Source organism: Cryobacterium sp. TMT2-42-4, assembly GCF_004402645.1.
GTDB lineage: Bacteria > Actinomycetota > Actinomycetes > Actinomycetales > Microbacteriaceae > Cryobacterium > Cryobacterium sandaracinum.
On sequence record NZ_SOFT01000048.1, the window covers coordinates 1 to 20299 of the forward strand.

Below are 20299 nucleotides of genomic sequence, written 5' to 3' on the forward strand. Positions count from 1 at the left end.
AAACGGATCCAAACCACGAGGTTTTTGGCATTTGACATTGTGCACGCTGTTGAGTTCTCAAGGATCGGACGCACTCGACTTCAAGCCCCATAACGGGCTGTCGCTTCGAGGCAACTTGTATAACTTACCCAGCCGACTAATCCCTGTCAAATCACGGAAAGCAGCCGATTCCGAGTGCACCAAAGCGACTCGAACAACCACCCACCAGACCAGACACGCAGCCGGAGAGAGTTACCATCTTAGGCCTCCCCCACACTCACCTGAAACAGGAACAAGCATGAGACGAAGCTAAAACTGTGGTTCCACATGAGGCCGGGAAGCTCTGCGGCTTTCCGCACCTGTGGGGTACGTTTGAATACATTACGGCCGTCACACCGGGCCGTCAAAACCAGCAACCGCCCGGGCGTGTCACGCCCCAACNAACTGGGCGGAACGACCGGGCGGTATCCGGCTCTGAATCAGACGACGAAAACGCCGGCCAGGGTCTTCTTCCCGCGGCGGAGCACGGCGACTCCCCCGGGAAGAACGGCCCCCTCGATGGTTTGGTCGTCGCTCAGCACCTTCACGTTGTTGAGGTAGACCCCACCCTGGCTGATGGCACGGCGGGCTTCGCTCAGACTCATGCTGAGTCCGGTGTCGACCAGCAGCTGCACCACGGGGGCGTGCGGGGCGGTGGTGGTGTTCGGGAGTTCCCGCAGGGCGGCTTCGAGGGTGGCTTCGTCGAGATCGGAGAGTTCACCCTGGCCGAAGAGGGCATGCGCGGCCTGGATGGCGGCATCCGTTGCGGCACGCCCGTGAACGAGGCTTGTCACCGACACGGCGAGCGTGCGCTGGGCGAGGCGTTTGAACGGTTCGGTCGCCACGGCACTCTCGAGCTCCTCGATGTCGGCCCGGGTGAGGAAGGTGAACACCTTCAGCCGGTTGATGACATCGGCATCGTCGGTGTTGAGCCAGAACTGGTAGAACGCGTACGGGCTGGTGAGGGTGGGGTCGAGCCAGACCGCGTTGCCCTCGCTCTTGCCGAATTTGGTGCCGTCACTGTTGGTGATCAACGGGGTGCCGATGGCGTGGGCGCCCTTCCCCTCCGCCTTGCGGATGAGGTCGATACCGCTGGTGAGGTTGCCCCACTGGTCGCTACCTCCGGTCTGCAGCACGCAGCCGGACGTGCGGAAGAGCTCGAGGAAGTCCATCCCCTGCAGTACCTGGTAACTGAACTCGGTGTAGCTGATGCCGGCGTCGGAATTCAGCCGGGCGCTCACGGCATCCTTCTTGAGCATGCTGCCGACCCGGAAGTACTTGCCGATGTCGCGCAGGAAGTCGATGGCGCTGAGCGGGGCGGTCCAGTCCAGGTTGTTCACCAGGGTGACGGCGTTGTCGCCCTCCGAGCTCAGAAAGCGCGAGACCTGGGCCTGGAGGTAGCCCACCCACTCGCCGACGACATCCCGAGAGTTCAGGGTACGTTCGGCCGTGGGGCGCGGGTCACCGATCAGTCCGGTGGACCCGCCGACCAGGCCGAGGGGCTTATGCCCGGCCAGTTGCAGCCGGCGCATGAGCAGCAGCTGCACGAGGTTGCCGAGGTGCAGGCTCGGGGCGGTCGGGTCGAAGCCGCAGTAGAACGTGACCGGCGGGCCGGCGAGCAGCTCACGCAGTTCGGTGGTGTCGGTGGACACCTGCACCAGGCCTCGCCAGGAGATCTCCTCCCAGACGTCGTCAAAGGTCGGGTCGTTGGCTTGCAGGGTGAGGATGGCTGGATCTGACACGAGTCAAGGATATCAGCGCCCGACTCGCTGCCCGGGAATTCGGGACCACACCTTGATCGGAAGATATTAAGCCTATAGGGTGAATTAATGTAGATTCACCGTGGAAGCTTCATATCAGCCCGCCAATTCCGTCGGAGGACCCGCCCATGTTCGTCATCACAGCCGATCAGGTCGACAGCCGCAACGATCGCGATCGGGCCGGCGAGATGATCGCCGAGCTCGTGGCCGCGTACGGCCCGGCGTTCACGCTGCCGCCCGACCAGACCTCCGGCGATGAGATCCAGCTACTGCTGCCCGACGCCGGCTCGGCCCTTGCCGCCGTTCTCTCACTGCATCGCGCGGGCCATTGGAGCATCGGGCTCGGCATCGGCGAGGTGCGCACCCCTCTTCCAGAAACAACCCGGCAGGCCTCCGGCGGTGCGTTCGTCGCGGCGCGCGCGGCCGTGACGCGGGCAAAGAAGGCCGAGGCCCGGTTCAGTCTCGAGGTTGATCCGGCCGCTGGCCGTACTGCTGGCCGTACTGCTCCGCTGCTCGACGCCGACGGGGTGGAAGCGCTCATCACCAATCTGCTGCTCCTTCGCCAGCGTCGCTCGCAGGAGGGTTGGGCGGCCATCGACCTGCTGGCGAGCGGGATGTCCCAGGTCGAGATCGCCGCCGAGCTCGGCGTTTCCCCCGCCGCCGTCAGCCAGCGCATCCGAGTCGCCCTCTGGAGGGTCGACCAGTCCGCCCAGCCCGCACTCGTTAGGCTGCTGGAGAACCTCGAGCACGCCACGACCGAAACGGACCCTGCCGCATGATCTCCTCGTCCTTCCCGATCGTTGCCTACCTCTACTGGTTGTCCCTTCTGGTCGTCACCACCGGATCGCTGGTCTTCGCCATTCTCGCGTTCCGGCGCCGGAAGCCTCAGTTCGCCGCAATCTCCGGCGGCGCCCTCGCTGCGGCCCTGATGATCGCCGCCCTCCCCTCGCCCGGAGGCGCGACCGTGTCGGGCGTGCTCCTCGGCATGGTGGCCCTCGGTCTCGCCGTGGTCGGCGGCGGCCCGGCGGCGCTGCTTACGCTGAGGCTGGCCACGAACAACTCCGTGCCCCAGGGCCAGCATGGCGGGATCCTGGTCGAGAACGGCGGTGCGCCCGTGACGCCGGAGCCGGGCCGCGCGTCCGGGGTTGATGCCGGCGCGCCGGATGCACCGGCTGCACCGGCTGCCACGGGTGCACCCGATGCTGAGGGGACGGCCGGAACGCACGGCGCTTTCGTGCACGAGGTGCTGCGCGGTGGATTGATGATCGGAATCCTGGAGCGCCTCGCCGTGGCCGGAGCGATCCTGGCGGGCTTCCCGGAAGCCATCGCGGTCGTCGTGGCGATCAAGGGCGTCGGTCGGTTCACCGAGCTGGCCACGGCCGAGGCCCGGGAGCGGTTCATCATCGGCACGCTGGCGAGCCTGATCTGGGCGTGCGCGTGCGCCGCCCTGGTGCAGATCGCCCTGACGTAGGCGCCGGTCGGCGGTCGGCGGTCGGCGGTCGGCGGTCGGCGGTCGGCGGTCGGCGGTCGGCGGTCGGCGGTCGGCGGTCGGCGGTCGGCGGTCGAGCTTGACGGGCCCCGGAGACCCGAACCTCCCGCGCGACCCGGGACATCCCTGCCGATCGCGCTGACGTCACCTCGGAGTTTTTCGCGCCACGCCGGTCGGCACGCCACCGAAGCCCGCGTTTCCCGAAAATCTCCGTGATTGCGTGACGCCGGATGCCGCAGCGCGGGCCCCGGTGACGGCCCGCGCCTGTCGACGACGCGGGGCTAGCGAGAGTCGGGCTCAGCGCCCAGCTTCGGATGCCGCCGGTACGGCGACACCGACGCGTCGCCCGGGATCCAGAATCGCCACGGATACTCCGCTCCCCCGCCGGCTCCGCCCACCCCGGTGCGGGGTCCGCTGCGGAAAGCGACCGGTTGGGGAGGCAGGGTCAGCGTGAACGGTGCCTCACCGAGGTTCGCACCGTCGTCTCCCAGCCCGATGCCGAGCGCCAGCGTGAGCCGGGCCGGGCCGCGCGCCAGGTCGCGGTCGCTGCGTGAGGTGGGGCGGCGCATCCGTGCCTCGGCGACACCGTCGACGATCTCGCCGGCGCGCAGCAGCACGGCGGACGCCTCGCCGCCCGGCGAGCAGACGATGTTCGCACAGACGTGCATGCCGTAGCTGAAGTACGCGTAGAGGTGGCCGCTCGCGCCGAACATCGACGCGTTCCGCCGGGTCTGGCCACGGAAGGCGTGCGAGCCGGGGTCGAGCCCCGGCCCGAGGTAGGCCTCCACCTCGGTGATGCGCAGCCGCACCCCGGCGCGGCCGAGCAGCGCGCCCAACAACCGTGGCCCGACCTCAACCGCCGGTCGCGCCAGGATGCCGTCGGCGAGTGTCACCTGCCGAGCGCAGCTGCCAGCGCGCGCACCCGGGTGACGAGCGCCGCGCGCTGCTCGGCCACGCGCACCGGGGCGGTCCCGCCCTGGCCGTCGCGGCGGGACACCGAACCGGTGATGGTGAGTACCTCGCGCACGTCCGGCGTGAGGTGCGGCGACAGCGCGAGCAGCGCGACGTCGTCCACCTCGTGCAGGTCGAGCCCGTTCCGCTCCGCGAACTTCACCAGCGAACCCGTGATTTCGTGCGCGTCCCGGAACGTGACCTGCTGCTTGACGAGCCACTCGGCGACGTCGGTGGCCAGGGAGAATCCCTGGGGGGCGAGCTCGGCCATCCGTTCGGTGTGGAAGGTCAGGGTCGCGATCATTCCGCTGAAGGCCGGCAGGAGCACCTCGAGCGTCTCGATCGAGTCGAAGACGGGCTCCTTGTCTTCCTGCAGGTCGCGGTTGTAGGCGAGCGGCAACCCCTTGAGAGTGGTCAGCAGACCGGTCAGGTTGCCGATCAGGCGCCCCGACTTGCCGCGGGCCAGCTCGGCGATGTCCGGGTTCTTCTTCTGCGGCATGATCGACGAGCCGGTGGAGTAGGAGTCGTCGAGGGTGACGAAACCGAACTCGCGGGTATTCCAGAGGATGATCTCCTCGGCCAGACGGGACAGGTCGATACCGATCTGGGCGGTGATGTACGCGAACTCGGCGACCAGGTCGCGGCTCGCGGTGCCGTCGATCGAGTTCTCGACCACGGCGCTGAAGCCGAGGTCGGCCGCCACCAGGTTGGCGTCGAGGCCGAGCGTGTTGCCGGCCAGGGCACCCGACCCATAGGGCGAGAAGTCGGCGCGCGTGTTCCAGTCGGTGAACCGCTCGAGGTCGCGCACGAGCGGCCAGCAGTGCGCGAACAGGTGATGGGCGAGCAGCACCGGTTGGGCGTGCTGCAGGTGCGTGCGGCCCGGCATGATGGCGTCGGCGTTCGCCTCGGCCTGCGACGCCAGGGCGTCGATCAGGTCGATCACGTGGGCGGAGATCCCCTGCGCCTTGTCGCGGAGCAGCATCCGCACCAAAGTGGCGACCTGGTCGTTGCGGCTGCGGCCGGCGCGCAGCTTGCCGCCGAGTTCGACGCCGACGATGTCGATCAGGCCTCGTTCCAGGGCCGAATGCACATCCTCGTCGGATTCTTCCGGCAGGAAGCCCTCGTCGAGCACGGCCTGCATCAGGGTGTCGAGGCCGGAGATCATGGCGACAAGTTCCGGTTCCGTCAGGTAACCGGCCGCGGCCAGGGCCCGCGCGTGGGCCTGGGAGCCGCGGATGTCGTAGGGAGCCAGCGGCCAGTCGAACTGGGTCGACTTGCTCAGCTTCGCCAGTTCCGGTGACGGTCCCCCGGCGAAGCGGCCGCCCCAGAGGGCGCCCGCCTTGCCCGCGCGGTTCTCGGTCGTGTCCTTGTCGCCAGCCACGTCGGCCCTACTTGCCGGCGAGGTCGCGGCGAGCCGAGATCTTGCTCGGCAGCGACCACAGCTCGATAAAACCCTTGGCCATGGACTGGTCGAAAGTGTCCCCGGTGTCGTAGGTGGCGAGGTTGAAGTCGTAGAGGCTCTTCGACGACTTCCGCCCGGTGACGACGGCGGAGCCGGCGTGCATCTTCAAACGGATGTCGCCGGTCACGTGCTTCTGCGTCTCATCGATGAACACGTCGAGGGCCCGCTTGAGGCCGGAGAACCAGAGGCCGTCGTAGACGAGTTCCGCCCACTTCGATTCGACCGAGCGCTTGTAGCGGGCCAGGTCGCGTTCGACGGTCATGTTCTCGAGCTCTTCGTGCGCGGCGATCAGGGCGATGCCGGCGGGGGCCTCGTAGACCTCGCGGCTCTTGATGCCGACGAGGCGGTCCTCGACGATGTCGATGCGTCCGACGCCCTGGTTGCCGGCGAGGAGGTTCATCATTTCGATGGCCCGCAGCGGCGTGACGGCGACGCCGTCGATCGCGACGGGAACACCCTGGTCGAAGCTGATGACGACCTCGGTGGGCTCGCGAGTCACGGCCGGGTCCTGCGTGTAGGTGTAGAGGTCTTCGATCGGGGCGTTCCACGGGTCTTCGAGGAAGCCGGTCTCGACCGCACGGCCGTAGACGTTCTGGTCGATCGAGTAGGGGCTCTTCTTCGACTGTGCGATGGGCAGGTTGTGCAGCGCCGCGTATTCGATGGCTTTGTCCCGGGTGAGGGCGAAGTCGCGCACCGGGGCGAGCGAGGTGAGCTCGGGCGCGAGGGCGGCGACGGCGGCCTCGAAGCGCACCTGGTCGTTGCCCTTGCCGGTGCAGCCGTGCGCGACGCTGTTCGCGCCGAGCTCCTTAGCCGTGGAGGCGAGGTACTTGGCGATCAGCGGGCGGCTGAGCGCGGAGACCAGCGGATAACGCTTCTGGTAGAGCGCGTTGGCCTTGAGGGCCGGCACGACGTAATCGCTGGCGAACTCGTCCTTCGCGTCGACGACGATGGACTCGACGGCACCGCAGTCCAGGGCGCGCTGGCGGATGACGTCCATATCCTCGCCGCTCTGTCCCACGTCGATGGCGAGGGCCACGACCTCTTTGCCGGTCGCGTCCTTCAGCCAGCCGATGCCAACCGAGGTATCGAGTCCGCCCGAATATGCCAGCACAACGCGTTCAGCCATGGTTCTCCCTAAAAATTCGATCTGTTCAAGTTTACGGTCACGCTCTGACGCCCGCCGGGGCGTTAGGCGCTGTTGTGGGTGAGCAGCCAGACGAGCAGCGCCTTCTGGGCATGCAGGCGATTTTCTGCCTCGTCCCAGATGATGCTCTGCTCGCCGTCGATGACGTCGGCGGTCACCTCGTAACCTCGGTCAGCCGGCAGACAGTGCAGGAAGTGCGCGTCGGGCTTCGCGAGCGCCATCAGGGCGGTGTCCACACGGTAGCGACTGAGGTCACCCAGGCGGGTGGCCTTCTCCTCTTCCTTGCCCATCGACACCCAGGTGTCGGTGACGACCACGTCGACGCCGGTGACGGCCGCGCCCGGGTCGGTGAAGAGCTCCACGGAGCCGCCGGTGCGCAGGGCGATCGCCGCGGCGTCCGCAACGACCGCATCGGTGGGCGCGTACCCGACCGGGGAGGCGATGCGCACGTGCATGCCCGCGGTCGCGCCGGCGAGCAGGTAGGACTGGCCCATATTGCAGGCGCCGTCGCCGAGGAACGCGAGGGTCTGACCGGCCAGGTCGCCGCGGTGCTCACGGATGGTGAGCAGGTCGGCGAGCAATTGGCAGGGGTGGAAGTCATCGGACAGCGCATTGACGACGGGCACCGTGGTGCCGAGGGCCATCTCCTCGAGTCCGGCCTGGCCGTAGGTGCGCCAGACGATCGCGGCCACCTGGCGCTCGAGCACGCGGGCCGTGTCGGAGGCGGTTTCCTTGCCACCGAGCTGGCTGTTCGCCGTGCTGATGATCAGCGGGCTGCCGCCGAGGTCGGCGATCCCCACGGCGAAGGAGACCCGGGTGCGGGTCGATGACTTGTCGAAGATGACAGCCACGGTCTGCGGGCCGGCCAGAGGCTTGACCGCGAATCGGTCACGCTTGAGTTCCAGGGCAAGGTCGAGGATCTCGGCCTGTTCGGCCGGTGAGATGTCGTCGTCGCGCAGGAAATGGCGGGTCACGGTGTCACTTTCGCTTCTGGGGAATAGATCGTTCAACTCTAGAGGCTGGTCAGAGCGAGCCCGAATCGGCGCTCGAAGTCGGCCAGTTCGTCGTCGCCGACGATGAGGGGCGGGGCCAGACGGATGGTGGACTCGTTTGCGGCGTTCACGATCAAGCCGTTGCTCTGGGCCGCGGCCGCCAGGCGGGTGGCGACCGGTTCGGTCAGCCCGACACCGAGCAGGAGCCCGCGGCCGCGCACCTCGCCGATGAGGGGGGAACCGAAACCGGCGAGGATCTCCCGCAGCTGCTCGCCGCGCCGCGCGGCGTTGGCGACCAGGCCGTCGGCCTCGATGGCGCCGAGCACGGCGTTGGCGGCGGCCGTGACGAGCGGGTTGCCGGCATAGGTCGAGCCGTGCTGGCCGCGCTGGAACAGCTCCGACGCCGCCCCGAAGGTGATGAGGGCGCCGATGGGCAGGCCGCCGCCGATCCCCTTCGCCAGCGTGAGCGCATCCGGCTGGATTCCGTCGTACTGGTAGGCGAACCACTCGCCGGTGCGGCCGGCGCCGGTCTGCACCTCGTCGAGGATGAGCAGCACGCCGTTTCGGGTGCACAGTTCGCGGGCGCGGCGCAGGAACCCAGCGGGCAGGTCGACCACCCCGGCCTCGCCCTGCACGGGCTCGAGGAAGAGGGCGGCGACGGTCTCGTCGATCGCGGCGTCCAGCCCCTCGAGCGTGGCGTGGATGTGCTCGACCCCCTCGGGGACCGGCAGGAACGGCTCGCGCATGGCCGGCTTGCCGGAGAGGGCGAGAGCCCCCATCGTGCGGCCGTGGAACGAGTCGTGCAGGGAGAGGATGCGGGTCCGGCTGCCACCGTCGGTGTTCAGTCGGGCCAGCTTGAATGCGGCCTCGTTGGCCTCGGCGCCGGAATTGCAGAAGTAGACCCGGCCGGCCTGTCCCGCACCGGTGAGGCGCTTGAGCCGTTCGGCCAGTTTCAGCTGCGGTGGCGACGCGAAGTAGTTCGAGACGTGGGCAAGCCGGCCGACCTGGTCGGTGACCGCGGCGACGAGAGCCGGATGCGCGTGGCCGAGCGAGTTCACGGCGATTCCGGCGAGGAAGTCGAGGTACTTCGTTCCCTCGTCGTCCCAGACGTAGCACCCCTTCCCGCGCACGAGCATCGCCAGCGGCGGTGCGATCGTGTGCATCATGGCGGCACTGAAACGCTCGCGCCAGTCGGGGGTGCCGGAGTCGGCCATCTGTGCAGTGCTCGATTCTGGGTGCGTGTCGCTCATGCCGGGACCACTTCGGTTCCAATCCCGCTGCCGGTGAAGACCTCGAGCAGGATCGAGTGTGGTACCCGGCCGTCGATGATGGCCGCCTTCGCGACGCCACCCTCGACCGCGTCGAGGCAGGCCGTCATCTTGGGGATCATTCCCGACTCGAGGCCCGGCAGCAGGGAGCGAAGCGAGTCCACGTCGATGACCGACACCAGCGAGTCGCGGTTGGGCCAGTCGCTGTACAGCCCCGCGACATCGGTCAGGATGACCAGTTTGGCGGCGCCGAGCGCGACCGCGAGGGCGGCGGCAGCGGCGTCGGCGTTGATGTTCAGGGACTGGCCCGGGACATCCGTGTCGGGTGCGATCGAGGAGACGACCGGTATACGGCCGGCGGCGAGCTGGGCGAGCACGGCCTCGGGGTCGACGCCGATCACGTCGCCGACGAGGCCGAGGTCGACCTCGTCGCCGTCGATGACGGTGCCGCGGCGACGGCCCTGAAACAGCCCGGCGTCCTCGCCGGACAGCCCGGCGGAGAGCGGGCCGTGCTGGTTGATGCGGCTGACGAGCTCACGGTTGATCTGGCCGGTGAGCACCATCCGCACGACGTCCATCGCCTCGGGCGTGGTCACCCGGTAGCCGCCGCGGAACTCGCTCTCGATGCCGAGGCGGTCGAGCATCGCGGAGATCTGCGGGCCGCCGCCGTGCACGACGACGGGGCGGATGCCGGCATAACGCAGGTACACCATGTCTTCGGCGAACGCGCGCTTCAGCGCCTCGCTGACCATGGCGTTGCCGCCGAACTTGACCACGATGATCTGGTCGTGGAACCGCTTGAGCCAGGGCAGCGACTCAATCAGCGTGGCGGCCTTGACGGCTGCCGCCGCCCGGCTGTTCCTCGCGTCGCCGGGGGTCGTCTCGTCGCCGGGGGTTTCGTGGACCGGGTTCAACTCGAGTACGCGCTGTTCTCTTCGACGTAGGCGTGGGTGAGGTCGTTGGTCCAGATGGTGGCCGTCTCGTCGCCCTCGTGCAGGTCGATCAGTACGGAGACCGAGCGGGGGGTCAGGTCGACGAGCTCGCGCGGCTGATCGGGTTCCCCCGCGGTGCAGACCTGCACGCCGTTGATGGCGACGTCGATGCCGTAGGGGTCGAAGGCGGCATCCGTCGTACCGACCGCCGCGAGCACGCGGCCCCAATTCGGGTCGTTGCCGAAGATCGCGGTCTTGAACAAGTTGCTGCGGGAGACCGCGCGGGCGACCATGACGGCGTCGGCCTCGGTGCCGGCGTGCCGCACCGTGATGGCGACGTCGTGGGCGGACCCTTCGGCGTCGGCCTGCAGCTGCAGGGTGAGGTCCTGGCAGATGGCGATGAGGGCATCCGTGAATTCGGCCAGGTCGGCGGTGACCCCGCTCGCCCCGGAGCCGAGGAGGGTGACAGTGTCGTTGGTGGACATGCAGCCGTCTGAGTCGAGGCGGTCGAACGTGACCCGGGTGGCCTGACGGAGGGCCACGTCCAGCTGCTCGGAGTCGAGCACGGCGTCGGTGGTCAGCACCACGAGCATGGTGGCCAGGCCAGGCGCGAGCATGCCGGCGCCCTTGGCCATGCCGCCGATGGTCCAGCCGGTGTCGGAAACGAGCACGGTCTGCTTGGGTGTGGTGTCGGTGGTCATGATCGCCTGAGCCGCGGCCAGGCCGGCGGCGTCGGAGGTGGCCTTCTCACCCTGCAGCGCGAGGGTCGCGTCCCACACGCCGGCGGTGATCGTGCCGAGGTCGAGCTGTTCGCCGATCAGGCCGGTGGAACAGACCAGCACCTCGCCGGCGGAGATCTCCAAGCGGTCGGCGATGGCCTCGGCGGTGGCGTGCGTGGTCTGGAAGCCGATGCTGCCGGTGTAGCAGTTCGCGCCGCCCGAGTTGAGCACGACGGCCTTGACCCGGCCGCCCTTCATGACCTGCTCGCTCCAGAGCACCGGGTTCGCCTTGCACCGGTTACTGGTGAAAACGCTGGCCGCGCTGGTGAGCGGGCCGAGGTTCTGCACGACGGCGAGGTCGAGCCCGCCGGACTGTTTCAGGCCGGCCGTGACTCCGGCAGCGGCAAACCCGGCGGGGGCGGTGACACTCATGGGGCAACTCCATTCGTGCTCAGGCCCGTGGTTTCGGGCAGTCCCAGCGCCAGGTTGGCGGACTGGATGGCGGCACCGGCGGTGCCCTTGGTGAGATTGTCGACGGCGGTGATCGTCACGACGCGGCCCACGGCCTCGTCGACGGCGAGGCCGATCAGCGCGGTGTTGGCGCCGAGCACATCGCTCGTGCGCGGGAATCGGCCCTCCGGCAGCACATATACGAACGGTTCGTCGGCGTAGGTCGCTTCCCAGGCGGCGCGCACCGCGGCGCCGGATGTACCGGGCACGAGACGGGCCGTCGCGGTGCAGAGGATGCCCCGCGACATCGGCACGATCACCGGGGTGAATGAGATGGTCGGGTTCGAGGCCCCGGCCCAGCGCAGGCTCTGCTGGATTTCGGGGATATGGCGGTGCACGCCGCCGACCGCGTAGGGGTTCGCGGAGCCGAGGATCTCGCTTGCGAGGTTCGGCAGCGTCAGGCTCTTGCCGGCGCCGGAGGGTCCGACCGCGAGCACTGCGGCCAAGTCTTCGGGCTCGATCACCCCGGCACGGATGCCCGGCGCCAGCGCCAACGCCACCGTGCTCGCGTTGCAGCCGGGGGCGGCGACGCGCCGGGAGCCGGCCAACCGGGAGCGCTGCGTGCCGCCGGCCACCGGGAGCTCGGGCACGCCGTAGGTCCAGGCGCCGAAGTAGTCGCCCCCGTAGAACGCCGCCCAGTCGCTCTCACTTTCGAGCCGGTGGTCGGCACCGCAGTCCACGACGAGCGTGTCGGCGGAAAGGTGCGCGGTGAGGGCACCGGATGCCCCATGGGGCAGGGCGAGGAACACCACATCGTGCCCGGCGAGGGTTTCGGGCGTCGTGTCGACCAGGGTGAGGTGCGCGAGCGAGCGCAGGTGCGGCTGGGCGTCGATCAGACGCCGCCCGGCAGTGCTGTGCGCCGTGACCGTGCGCACCTCGAAGTCGGGGTGCCCGGCGAGCAGACGCAACAATTCACCGCCCGCGTAGCCACTCGCACCTGCCACCGCCACCGAAAAAGACATGTTCCCAACTTAGCGCGCCGTCCCGCGCGCCGAGAATCGCCGTTCGCGCAGATAATCGCCGCCCGGGCGGTGACTCTCGGCAGAACGGGCGACACTCGGCGCGCGGAGCGGGCGCCAGCCCGCGCTACTCGCGGAGAGTGGCCCCGAAGCGGGCGGCGGCCACCGCGACGCCGGCGAGCTTGGCGTCGCTGGCCTCCTTGGCGGTGAGGGTGCGCTCCGGCGCCCGGAACCGCAGCGCGAACGTCAGTGACTTGCGCCCGGACGGCACGCCCGTGCCGCGGTAGTCGTCGACGAGTTCGGCGTGGTCGAGCAGCGGCCCGCAGCCCTCGAGCACCGTGCGGAGCACGTCAGCGGCCGGCACGCCGGCGTCGACCACGAGGGACAGGTCCTGTGTGGCGGCCGGCATCGTGGCGATCGGGGTGGCGCGCAGCTCGGCGCCGGCCTCAGCGAACACGGCGGTCAGGTCGATCTCGGCAACCGCGACGACCGCGGGCAGGTCCGCGTCGCGGGCGATGCTGGGCAGCAGTTCGCCGGCGTAGCCGACCGAGGTCATGCCGGCATCCGTCGTCACGAACAGCTCGGCGGTGCGGCCGGGGTGCATCGCCTGGTGCGAACCCTGGCGAACCATGATCGGAACGCCGGCGGCCAGCGCGACCTGCTGCACCGCGGCGAGGGCGTGCTGCCACCCTGCGGCCACGGCGGGCTGCCCCGGCTGGTGCCGCACGACGGAGCCGGTCAGCACCACCGCCACCGACAGGGGCTGCGGGGGGATGCCCGCGTTGAGCTCGGCCTCCAACTGCACGCTCGGGCGCACCGCGCCGGGCGGCACGACGGAGCCGCCGTAACGGATGTCCGCCACCGGCCGGAACACCAGGCCCAGTTCGAAGACGGCCAGGTCGGTGAGGCCGCGCGAGCGGTTGCGGTGTGCGATCTGCAGCAGCCCGGGCAGGATCGACGTGCGCAGGAACGGCGACTCTCCGTCGAGGGGGTTGGCGACCCGGATCTGCGGCACATTCGGGCCGACGGGCCGCCCGAACGAGTTGTTCGACTTCTCCGCCACGAACGGGTACGCGAGCACCTCGGTGTGGCCGGTGGCGGCGAGGGTCTGCGCCACCTGGCGGCGCAGGGTCTGTGCGTGGGTGAGGCCGCGCCCGGGCGGGGCGACGGGCAGCACCGAGGGGATCCGGTCGTAGCCGACGATGCGGGCGACCTCCTCGGCCAGGGTCCACTTGTCGGTCAGGTCGGGGCGCCAGCTCGGGGCGGTGACGTTCAGCCCGGTCTCGGTCTCCTCGAGCGAGGCGCCGATCTCGGCCAGCGAGGTGCGCACCTCGTCCCGGGTGTAATCGAGTCCGATCAGGCCGGAGATGAAGCCGGTCGGCAGGAAGATCGGCTCGGCATCAGGCGTGGCGTCGTGCAGGGAGCCGAGGCCGTCGGCCTCTCCCCCGGCGAGCTCGACCAGCAGCTGAACGACGCGGGCGGCGGCGACCGCGGCCACGGCCGGGTCCACCCCGCGCTCGAACCTGCGGGATGCCTCGCTGGGAAGCTTGTGCCGGCGGGCCGTGCGAGCGATCGATACCGGGTCGAAGTTCGCGGCCTCGATCAGCACATTCGTGGTGGCGGAGCCGATCTCGGTGCTCTGACCGCCCATCACGCCGGCCAGACCGATCGGCCCGGACTCGTCGGTGATCAGCAAGTCTTCGGCGTTCAGGGTGCGGGTGACGTCGTCGAGGGTGGCGAGCTTCTCGCCCGGCTGCGCGCGGCGCACGGTGATGCCGCCGGTCAGCTTGTCCAGGTCGTAGCCGTGGATCGGCTGGCCGAGCTCGATCATCACGTAGTTCGTGACGTCGACGATCAACGAAATCGAACGGATGCCGGCCAGCTTCAGCCGGGCGATCAACCAGGCCGGAGACGGCCGGGTGGGGTCCACGCCGCGCACCGCGCGGGTGACGAACACGCTCGCGCCGACGCGACCGCGGACCGGGGCCTGATCGGCGATGGTGACCGGGAAGGCGACCGTGGACGCGTCCGCGGTGACGGAGAGCGCCGGGTCACGGAAGGCAGCACCGGTGGCGTGCGCGTACTCGCGGGCGACGCCACGGATCGAGAAGGCGTAGCCCCGGTCGGGCGTGACGTTGATCTCGACGGCGGTGTCGTCCAGGCCGAGGAGGGCGATCGCATCCGTGCCGATCGCGGGGTCGAGCCCGAGGCTGCCGAGCACCAGGATGCCGTCGTGCTCGTCGCCGAGGCCGAGCTCGCGGGCCGAGGCGATCATGCCGTCGGACACGTGGCCGTAGGTCGTGCGCGGCGCGATCGGGAACGGGCCGGGCAGCACGGCGCCGGGCAGGGTCACGACGACCTTGTCACCGACGACGAAGTTGTGGGCGCCGCAGACGATGCCGTGCACGGCCGGGCCGCCATCGGCCGCGAGTTCATCCCCCGGTGCCACGCGCACCTGGCACCAGTTGATGGTCTTGCCATTGGTCTGCTCTTCGCCGACGAACTCGAGCACCTGGCCGACCACGATCGGACCGGTCAGCTCGAAGCGGTGGATCTCCTCCTCTTCGAGTCCCACGCTCACCAGGGCCGCGTGCACGTCTTCGGGCGTGGCGCCCGGGGCCAGGTCGACGAACTCGCCCAGCCAGCTCAGTGGAACGCGCATCAGACGGTCATCCCGTACTGCTGGCTGAACCGGACGTCGCCTTCGACCATGTCGTGCATATCCTTCACATCGTTTCGGAACATCAGGGCCCGTTCGACGCCGACGCCGAACGCGAATCCGGAGTAGACCTCCGGGTCGATCCCGGCGGAACGCAACACATTGGCGTTGACCATGCCGCAGCCGCCCCACTCGATCCAGCGGGGGCCGTCCTTGAAGGTCGGGTGCCACAGGTCGAGTTCGGCGCTCGGCTCGGTGAACGGGAAGTAGTTGGGGCGCAGGCGCACCTTCGCCTCGGGGCCGAACATGGCCTGCACGAAGTGGTTGAGGGTGCCGCGCAGGTGCGCCATGGTCAGACCCTTGTCAACGGCGATGCCCTCGATCTGGTGGAACACGGGCGTGTGCGTGGCGTCAAGCTCGTCGGTGCGGAACACCCGGCCGGGCGCGACGACGTAGACGGGCAGTTCGCGCGACAACAGGGCACGCAGCTGCACCGGAGAGGTGTGGGTGCGCAGCACCAGGTGCGCCTCGGGCGGGTCGATGAAGAAGGTGTCCTGCATGGCGCGGGCCGGGTGGTCCTCGTCGAAATTGAGGGCGTCGAAGTTGAACCACTCGCTCTCGAGCTCGGGGCCCTCGGCGACCTCCCAGCCCATGCCGACGAAGACATCCGCGACGCGCTCCTGCAACAGGGTGAGCGGATGCCGCGCGCCGGGCCTCCAAGTGGAGGCCGCCGCGGTCACGTCGACCGTTTCGGCCGCAAGCTGAGCGGTTGCCTCAGCCTCGGTGATCGCGGCCTCGCGGGCGGCGAACGCCTGGGCGACGGCACCGCGGGCCTGGCCGAGGAGCTTGCCGGCGGTGGCCTTCTGGTTGCCCGGCACGCTGCGCATCAGCGCGTTGAGCCGGGCCAGCGGGGAGGCCTCGCCGGTGTGCGCGGTGCGCACGGTTTTCAGGGCCGCGGAGTCGTTCGCGGCGTCAATGGCGGCGAGTGCGGCGTCGACGGCCGCGCTCACGACTGGTTCGGAGATCTCAGTGGGGTCAGACACAAGGCACAAGTTTAGTGCCGCTAGAGCCCCCGGGCGCCCATCTGGTTGCCGAGCGCAGCGGGGTAGACGACCTCGGGATCGAGGGGCTTCTCAGGTGGCGCCTTCGTGTCCGTGGTGACGCCGCCGGACTTGGAGCCGGTGCGGCGGGCGATGACGCGGGCCAGCCAGGAGAGCAGCAGGTTCATCGTCAGGTAGATCGCGAGCACGACGAGGAAGAAGGAGAAGGAGTACCGGCTGCCGAAGAAGTTCGTCAGGTTGTACAGCCCGCTGCGGAGGAGCTCCTCGTAGCCGACCACGAACGCCAGGGACGTGTCCTTGAGGAGCACGACGAGTTGCGCGATGATGATTGGCAGCATCTGCCGGAACGCCTGGGGGAACTCGATCCGGAACCGGGTCGCCACGGGGGTGAGCCCGATGGCCAGCCCGGCCTCGCGCTGGCCGCGAGGCAGGCTTTTGATACCGGCCCGCAGCGCCTCGCCGATGATCGCGCCGTTATAGACGGAGAGGGCGGCGACACCGGCCCAGAAGGAGCCGGTGGAGAAGACGAGGAGGATGAAAAGCATCATCAGCAGCACGGGCATGCCGCGCACGAATTCGAGCAGGACCGTGGTCGGGATCCGAATCCATTTAGTGTCGGAGACGCGCCCGAAAGAGAACAGCACACCGAGCACCAGGGCGAATGCGGCGGCGACGCCGGCCATTCGGAGAGTGTTCAGCGCTCCGCGGCCGAGCGTGCGCCAGACCTCGCGGTCGGCGAAGACGTCCCACCGGGAGACGTCCCAAAGGCCCGGCTGAACGGCGCCGTTGGCGCTGGTTTTGGGCGCACCCAGCGCCAGGATCAGCCAGACCAGGCCGGCGGCGATGACGAGGCCGGCCACCACGGAGAACAGCCGGGAACGGAAGATGGCCTTGGGGCCCGGAGCGTCGTAGAGCACGGAAGTCATCGGAGAACCGCCACCTTCTTCTCGACCCGCCCGGCGATCAGGCCGAGCGAGATGGTGACCAGGAGGTAGAAGACTGCCACGGCGAGCAAGATCGCGAGCACCTCATCGCCGCGATCGTTGGTGATCTTACGGGCGGCGCCGAAAAGTTCGAAGACGAAGAAGGCGCCGGCGACCGAGGTGTTCTTCGTCAGGGCGATGAACACATTGATGAGCGGCGGGATGACCATGCGCACCGCCTGGGGCATGACGACGAACGAGAGGGTCTGCGTGAAGGTCAGACCCACGCTGCGGGCGGCCTCGGCCTGACCCACGTGCACACCGTTGACGCCCGAGCGCAGGGCTTCGGCGACGAACGGCGAGGTGTAGACGGTCAGTCCGATCGTGGCGAGCACGAAGTAGCCTGGGCTGAACTGGAGGTAGGGCAGGATGTAGGCGCAGAAGAACAGCACCAGCGTGAGCGGGGTGTTACGCACAATCTCGGTGTAGACGGTGGCGAATCCGCGCAGGGATGCGACGGGCGAGATGCGCATGGCAGCGATGATGATGCCGAGCACGAGCGCTCCCGTGCCGGCCAGAAGCAGAAGGCCCAACGTATTTCTGAAGCCCTCCAGAAACAGGGGCAGGTTTTCGATGACTGCGTCCACAACTCACCTCCTCTTCTGTAGTGACTATCTGAATGTCGTGCGGGTGGGTCGTGCGGGTGCCCGGGGAAAGGTGCTGGTCGAGGCGGCCGCGTGCGGCGCGGCCGCCCCGATCAGCAGGTGCTGCTTTCGGCGACTAGTACCGGTCGACTGCCGGCGGGGTCGGGGTCTCGAGCACGGTACCGGCGGTCGCTTCCCAGGCTTCGGCCCACGTGCCATCCTCGTACGCCTCATCGAGCACATCGTTGATGAAGGTGCGGAATTCGGTGTCGTCCTTCTTCAGGCCGATGCCGTAGGGCTCCTTGGTGAAGGGGTTGTCGACAACCTCGAACTCACCGGCGTTCTGGTCGGCGAGGCCGGCCAGGATGACGTTGTCCGTGGTCACGGCGACAACCTCGCCGCTGCGGAGCGGGCCCAAGCAGTTGGAGTACGTGTCGGTCGCGATCACGTTGTCTGTGTACGCGGCGATGTTCTTCTCCGACGTCGAGCCGCTTACGGTGCAGACGGGCTTGCCGGCGAGATCTTCCGGGCCGGTGATCTTGTCGGGGTTGCCGGCGAGCACAAGCAGGTCCTGGCCGGCCTGGTAGTACGGTCCGGCGAAGTCGACGACCTCCTTGCGGGTGTCGTTGATCGTGTAGGTCGCGACGACGAGGTCAACCTGGCCGTTCTGGAGGAAGGGCTCGCGGTTGGCCGAGACGGTCTCGGTCCACTTGATCTTGTCGGCGGGGATGCCGAGTTTCGCGGCGATGAGCTTGCCGATCTCGACGTCGAAGCCGACCGGGTTGTTGTCCGGGCCTTTGAGGCCGAACAGCGGCTGGTCGAACTTGGTGCCGATGGTGATCGTCCCGGCCTCGTTCAATGCGGCCATGGCGGTGCCGGCTTCGAACTCGACCGTTTCCTCGACCGGTGCGGCCTCGGGCGTCTGGGCGGAATCGGTACATCCGCTCAACGTGAGAACGCTCGCGAGGGCAATGGCCGAAATCATTAGACCTTTACTGAGTCTCATGGGTATCTCCTGATTGCTGTGTCGTCCTGCACACCGGTTAGTGGGCAAGTATTTTGGAGAGGAAGTCCTTCGCTCTCGAGCTCTGGGGGTTGGTGAAGAACTGCTCGGGCGTGGTCTCCTCGACGATCTCGCCCTCGGCCATGAAGATGACCCGGTCGGCGGCGCGGCGGGCGAAGCCCATCTCATGCGTGACGACGATCATGGTCATGCCGTCGTTGGCCAAGTTGATCATGACTTCGAGCACCTCGTTGATCATCTCGGGGTCGAGCGCACTGGTGGGCTCGTCGAGCAGGATGACCTTCGGGTCCATGGCGAGGGCCCGTGCGATCGCGACCCGCTGCTGCTGTCCACCGGAAAGCTGGGCAGGCATCTTCTTGGCTTGGTTGGCCACACCGACGCGCTCGAGGAGGACCATGGCCTTTTTCTCGGCCTCGGCCTTCGACAGGCCGCGCACCTTGATCGGTCCGAGGGTGACGTTCTCAAGGACGGTTTTGTGGGCAAAGAGGTTGAACGCTTGGAACACCATTCCGACGTCCGCGCGCAGCTTGGCCAGCGCCTTGCCCTCGGCCGGCAGCTTGACGCCGTCGATCGTGATGACGCCCGCGTCGATGGTCTCAAGCCGGTTGATGGCTCGGCAGAGGGTGGACTTGCCTGAGCCACTCGGCCCGATCACCACCACGACCTCGCCACGGTTCACCACGGCGTTGATCTTCTTCAGCACGTGAAGGTCACCGTAGTGCTTGTCCACGTCGCTGATCACGACGAGAGGCTCACCGCGCAACACCGTAATGTTGGACGTCGCCGGCGCAGATTCTGTAGGCTCCATGTCCCAAACCTAGGCTAGAACAGGGTCTCAGAGAACCACCAAGCCGGTGGTTACCGAGCTGTGATGATCAGCTGCGCTGCGCAAACGCGCTTTCATACAGGCAAACACTGGCGGCCGTCGCCAAGTTCATCGATTCGGCGTGACCGTAGATGGGAACGGAAATGGACCGGTCGACCACGGCGAGATCTTCGTCGGTCAGTCCACGGGCTTCGTTGCCGAACAGCCACGCCGTCGGCGCGACCAGAAGCCCCTCGGTGCGGGCAGCGAGCAAATCGGTGCCCTTGACGTCGGCGGCGAAGATCTGCAGGCCCGCGAACCGGGCCCGTTCGCGCACGTCGGAGAGCGTCGCGCTGACGGCGACGGGGAGGTGGAAGATCGAGCCGGTCGAGGAGCGCACGACCTTCGGGTTGTACAGGTCCACGCTGCGGCCGGTGAGGATCACGGCGTCGGCGCCGGCGGCATCCGCGGCACGGATGATGGTGCCGGCGTTTCCGGGGTCGCGCACCTCTTCGAGGATGGCGATGAGCTTGGGCTCGTTGGCGAAGATGTCCTTGACCGAGGTGGGGAACTGACGGCACACCGCGATGAAACCCTGCGGCGTGACCGTGTCGGCCATCGTTTCGAGCACCTGCTCGGTGACGAATTCGAGCTCGGTGCCCACCTCTTGGGCGACCTGGGCGATCTCGGGGTGCCGCTCGAGGGCGGTGGGGGTCACGAAGAGCTCCACAACGAGCTCGGGCCGGAAGTTGAGGGCCTCGGAGACCGACTGGGGGCCTTCCAGGAGGAACAGCCCCGTCTCGGAGCGAGCGGCTCGATTCGCCAGTTTCGCGACAGCCCGCACGCGCGGAGAACGGGGATTATCTAACATGCCTCCAGCTTACTTGCCGGGGCGGGGCGGCTGTGTTCCCGCTCGGGGTGCACACGGTGACCCCGCGAACCGGCCCCGGGCACGCAAAACGGGAGCGGGCGCGGGGCC

The 20299-nt window shown here is 68.5% G+C and carries 18 protein-coding genes; 2 read left to right on the forward strand and 16 right to left on the reverse strand.

The window, feature by feature from the left end:
* Positions 1–458: 458 nt before the first annotated feature.
* Positions 459–1760 (reverse strand): tyrosine--tRNA ligase, encoded by a 1302-nt coding sequence (gene tyrS / locus E3O18_RS15160; protein WP_134394575.1) that lies wholly within the window; start codon positions 1758–1760, stop codon positions 459–461.
* Positions 1761–1906: 146 nt separating this feature from the next.
* Between tyrS and E3O18_RS15165 the strand changes: the two genes are divergently transcribed.
* Both E3O18_RS15165 and E3O18_RS15170 read left to right on the forward strand, forming a co-directional pair.
* Positions 1907–2557, forward strand: coding sequence for a DNA-binding protein (locus tag E3O18_RS15165; protein ID WP_134394576.1), 651 nt, complete (start codon positions 1907–1909; stop codon positions 2555–2557).
* A complete protein-coding gene (locus E3O18_RS15170; RefSeq protein ID WP_134394577.1) occupies positions 2554–3249 on the forward strand; it encodes a hypothetical protein in 696 nt (231 codons plus the stop codon). Before E3O18_RS15165 ends, E3O18_RS15170 begins: the two co-directional genes overlap by 4 nt.
* Before the next feature lie 299 nt (positions 3250–3548).
* Here the strand turns inward: E3O18_RS15170 and E3O18_RS15180 are convergent, their stop codons facing one another.
* From E3O18_RS15180 to E3O18_RS15250, 15 genes are all read right to left on the reverse strand, one after another.
* Positions 3549–4160 (reverse strand): DNA-3-methyladenine glycosylase, encoded by a 612-nt coding sequence (locus E3O18_RS15180; RefSeq protein ID WP_134394578.1) that lies wholly within the window; start codon positions 4158–4160, stop codon positions 3549–3551.
* Positions 4157–5599, reverse strand: a complete 1443-nt coding sequence (gene argH / locus E3O18_RS15185; protein WP_134418451.1) for an argininosuccinate lyase — start codon at positions 5597–5599, stop codon at positions 4157–4159. The genes E3O18_RS15180 and argH overlap by 4 nt, the downstream gene beginning before the upstream one ends.
* Positions 5600–5606: 7 nt before the next feature.
* On the reverse strand, positions 5607–6806 hold the full coding sequence (locus tag E3O18_RS15190) for an argininosuccinate synthase (protein WP_134394580.1): 1200 nt from the start codon (positions 6804–6806) through the stop codon (positions 5607–5609).
* Between the two features lie 62 nt (positions 6807–6868).
* Complete coding sequence (gene argF, locus E3O18_RS15195; protein WP_134394581.1) at positions 6869–7798, reverse strand: ornithine carbamoyltransferase; 930 nt, start codon at positions 7796–7798, stop codon at positions 6869–6871.
* A 38-nt stretch (positions 7799–7836) separates the two neighbouring features.
* Positions 7837–9066 carry an acetylornithine transaminase gene (locus tag E3O18_RS15200; protein ID WP_134418452.1) on the reverse strand — a complete coding sequence of 410 codons (1230 nt, stop codon included), beginning with the start codon at positions 9064–9066 and terminating at the stop codon, positions 7837–7839.
* Positions 9063–9998: an acetylglutamate kinase gene (argB, locus tag E3O18_RS15205; RefSeq protein ID WP_134398324.1), complete on the reverse strand. Its 936-nt coding sequence runs from the start codon at positions 9996–9998 to the stop codon at positions 9063–9065. Before argB ends, E3O18_RS15200 begins: the two co-directional genes overlap by 4 nt.
* Positions 9995–11167 carry a bifunctional glutamate N-acetyltransferase/amino-acid acetyltransferase ArgJ gene (gene argJ / locus E3O18_RS15210; protein ID WP_134394586.1) on the reverse strand — a complete coding sequence of 391 codons (1173 nt, stop codon included), beginning with the start codon at positions 11165–11167 and terminating at the stop codon, positions 9995–9997. The genes argB and argJ overlap by 4 nt, the downstream gene beginning before the upstream one ends.
* The gene (gene argC / locus E3O18_RS15215; RefSeq protein ID WP_134418453.1) at positions 11164–12207 is read right to left on the reverse strand and encodes an N-acetyl-gamma-glutamyl-phosphate reductase; all 1044 of its coding nucleotides are present in this window, start codon (positions 12205–12207) and stop codon (positions 11164–11166) included. The genes argJ and argC overlap by 4 nt, the downstream gene beginning before the upstream one ends.
* Positions 12208–12331: 124 nt before the next feature.
* Positions 12332–14866: a phenylalanine--tRNA ligase subunit beta gene (pheT, locus tag E3O18_RS15220; protein WP_134418454.1), complete on the reverse strand. Its 2535-nt coding sequence runs from the start codon at positions 14864–14866 to the stop codon at positions 12332–12334.
* Positions 14866–15906, reverse strand: a complete 1041-nt coding sequence (gene pheS, locus E3O18_RS15225) for a phenylalanine--tRNA ligase subunit alpha (protein ID WP_134394591.1) — start codon at positions 15904–15906, stop codon at positions 14866–14868. The genes pheT and pheS overlap by 1 nt, the downstream gene beginning before the upstream one ends.
* 20 nt (positions 15907–15926) lie before the next feature.
* The gene (locus E3O18_RS15230; RefSeq protein WP_134394593.1) at positions 15927–16850 is read right to left on the reverse strand and encodes an amino acid ABC transporter permease; all 924 of its coding nucleotides are present in this window, start codon (positions 16848–16850) and stop codon (positions 15927–15929) included.
* Positions 16847–17494 carry an amino acid ABC transporter permease gene (locus tag E3O18_RS15235; RefSeq protein ID WP_134394595.1) on the reverse strand — a complete coding sequence of 216 codons (648 nt, stop codon included), beginning with the start codon at positions 17492–17494 and terminating at the stop codon, positions 16847–16849. The genes E3O18_RS15230 and E3O18_RS15235 overlap by 4 nt, the downstream gene beginning before the upstream one ends.
* A gap of 133 nt (positions 17495–17627) precedes the next feature.
* Positions 17628–18497 (reverse strand): glutamate ABC transporter substrate-binding protein, encoded by an 870-nt coding sequence (locus E3O18_RS15240; RefSeq protein ID WP_134394597.1) that lies wholly within the window; start codon positions 18495–18497, stop codon positions 17628–17630.
* A 37-nt stretch (positions 18498–18534) separates the two neighbouring features.
* Positions 18535–19323: an amino acid ABC transporter ATP-binding protein gene (locus tag E3O18_RS15245; RefSeq protein ID WP_104101236.1), complete on the reverse strand. Its 789-nt coding sequence runs from the start codon at positions 19321–19323 to the stop codon at positions 18535–18537.
* A 67-nt stretch (positions 19324–19390) separates the two neighbouring features.
* Positions 19391–20191: an RNA methyltransferase gene (locus E3O18_RS15250; RefSeq protein ID WP_134394598.1), complete on the reverse strand. Its 801-nt coding sequence runs from the start codon at positions 20189–20191 to the stop codon at positions 19391–19393.
* Between the last annotated feature and the right edge of the window lie 108 nt (positions 20192–20299).

Bases quoted from the DNA above. Each gene is read 5' to 3' on its own strand.
- E3O18_RS15165 (WP_134394576.1), top strand. From the start codon at position 1,907: ATGTTCGTCATCACAGCCGATCAGGTCGACAGCCGCAACGATCGCGAT.
- argJ (WP_134394586.1), bottom strand. From the start codon at position 11,167: ATGAGTGTCACCGCCCCCGCCGGGTTTGCCGCTGCCGGAGTCACGGCC.
- E3O18_RS15230 (WP_134394593.1), bottom strand. From the start codon at position 16,850: ATGACTTCCGTGCTCTACGACGCTCCGGGCCCCAAGGCCATCTTCCGT.
- pheT (WP_134418454.1), bottom strand. From the start codon at position 14,866: ATGCGCGTTCCACTGAGCTGGCTGGGCGAGTTCGTCGACCTGGCCCCG.
- E3O18_RS15200 (WP_134418452.1), bottom strand. From the start codon at position 9,066: ATGAGCGACACGCACCCAGAATCGAGCACTGCACAGATGGCCGACTCC.
- E3O18_RS15190 (WP_134394580.1), bottom strand. From the start codon at position 6,806: ATGGCTGAACGCGTTGTGCTGGCATATTCGGGCGGACTCGATACCTCG.
- E3O18_RS15170 (WP_134394577.1), top strand. From the start codon at position 2,554: ATGATCTCCTCGTCCTTCCCGATCGTTGCCTACCTCTACTGGTTGTCC.
- E3O18_RS15250 (WP_134394598.1), bottom strand. From the start codon at position 20,191: ATGTTAGATAATCCCCGTTCTCCGCGCGTGCGGGCTGTCGCGAAACTG.
- E3O18_RS15240 (WP_134394597.1), bottom strand. From the start codon at position 18,497: ATGAGACTCAGTAAAGGTCTAATGATTTCGGCCATTGCCCTCGCGAGC.
- argC (WP_134418453.1), bottom strand. From the start codon at position 12,207: ATGTCTTTTTCGGTGGCGGTGGCAGGTGCGAGTGGCTACGCGGGCGGT.
- E3O18_RS15245 (WP_104101236.1), bottom strand. From the start codon at position 19,323: ATGGAGCCTACAGAATCTGCGCCGGCGACGTCCAACATTACGGTGTTG.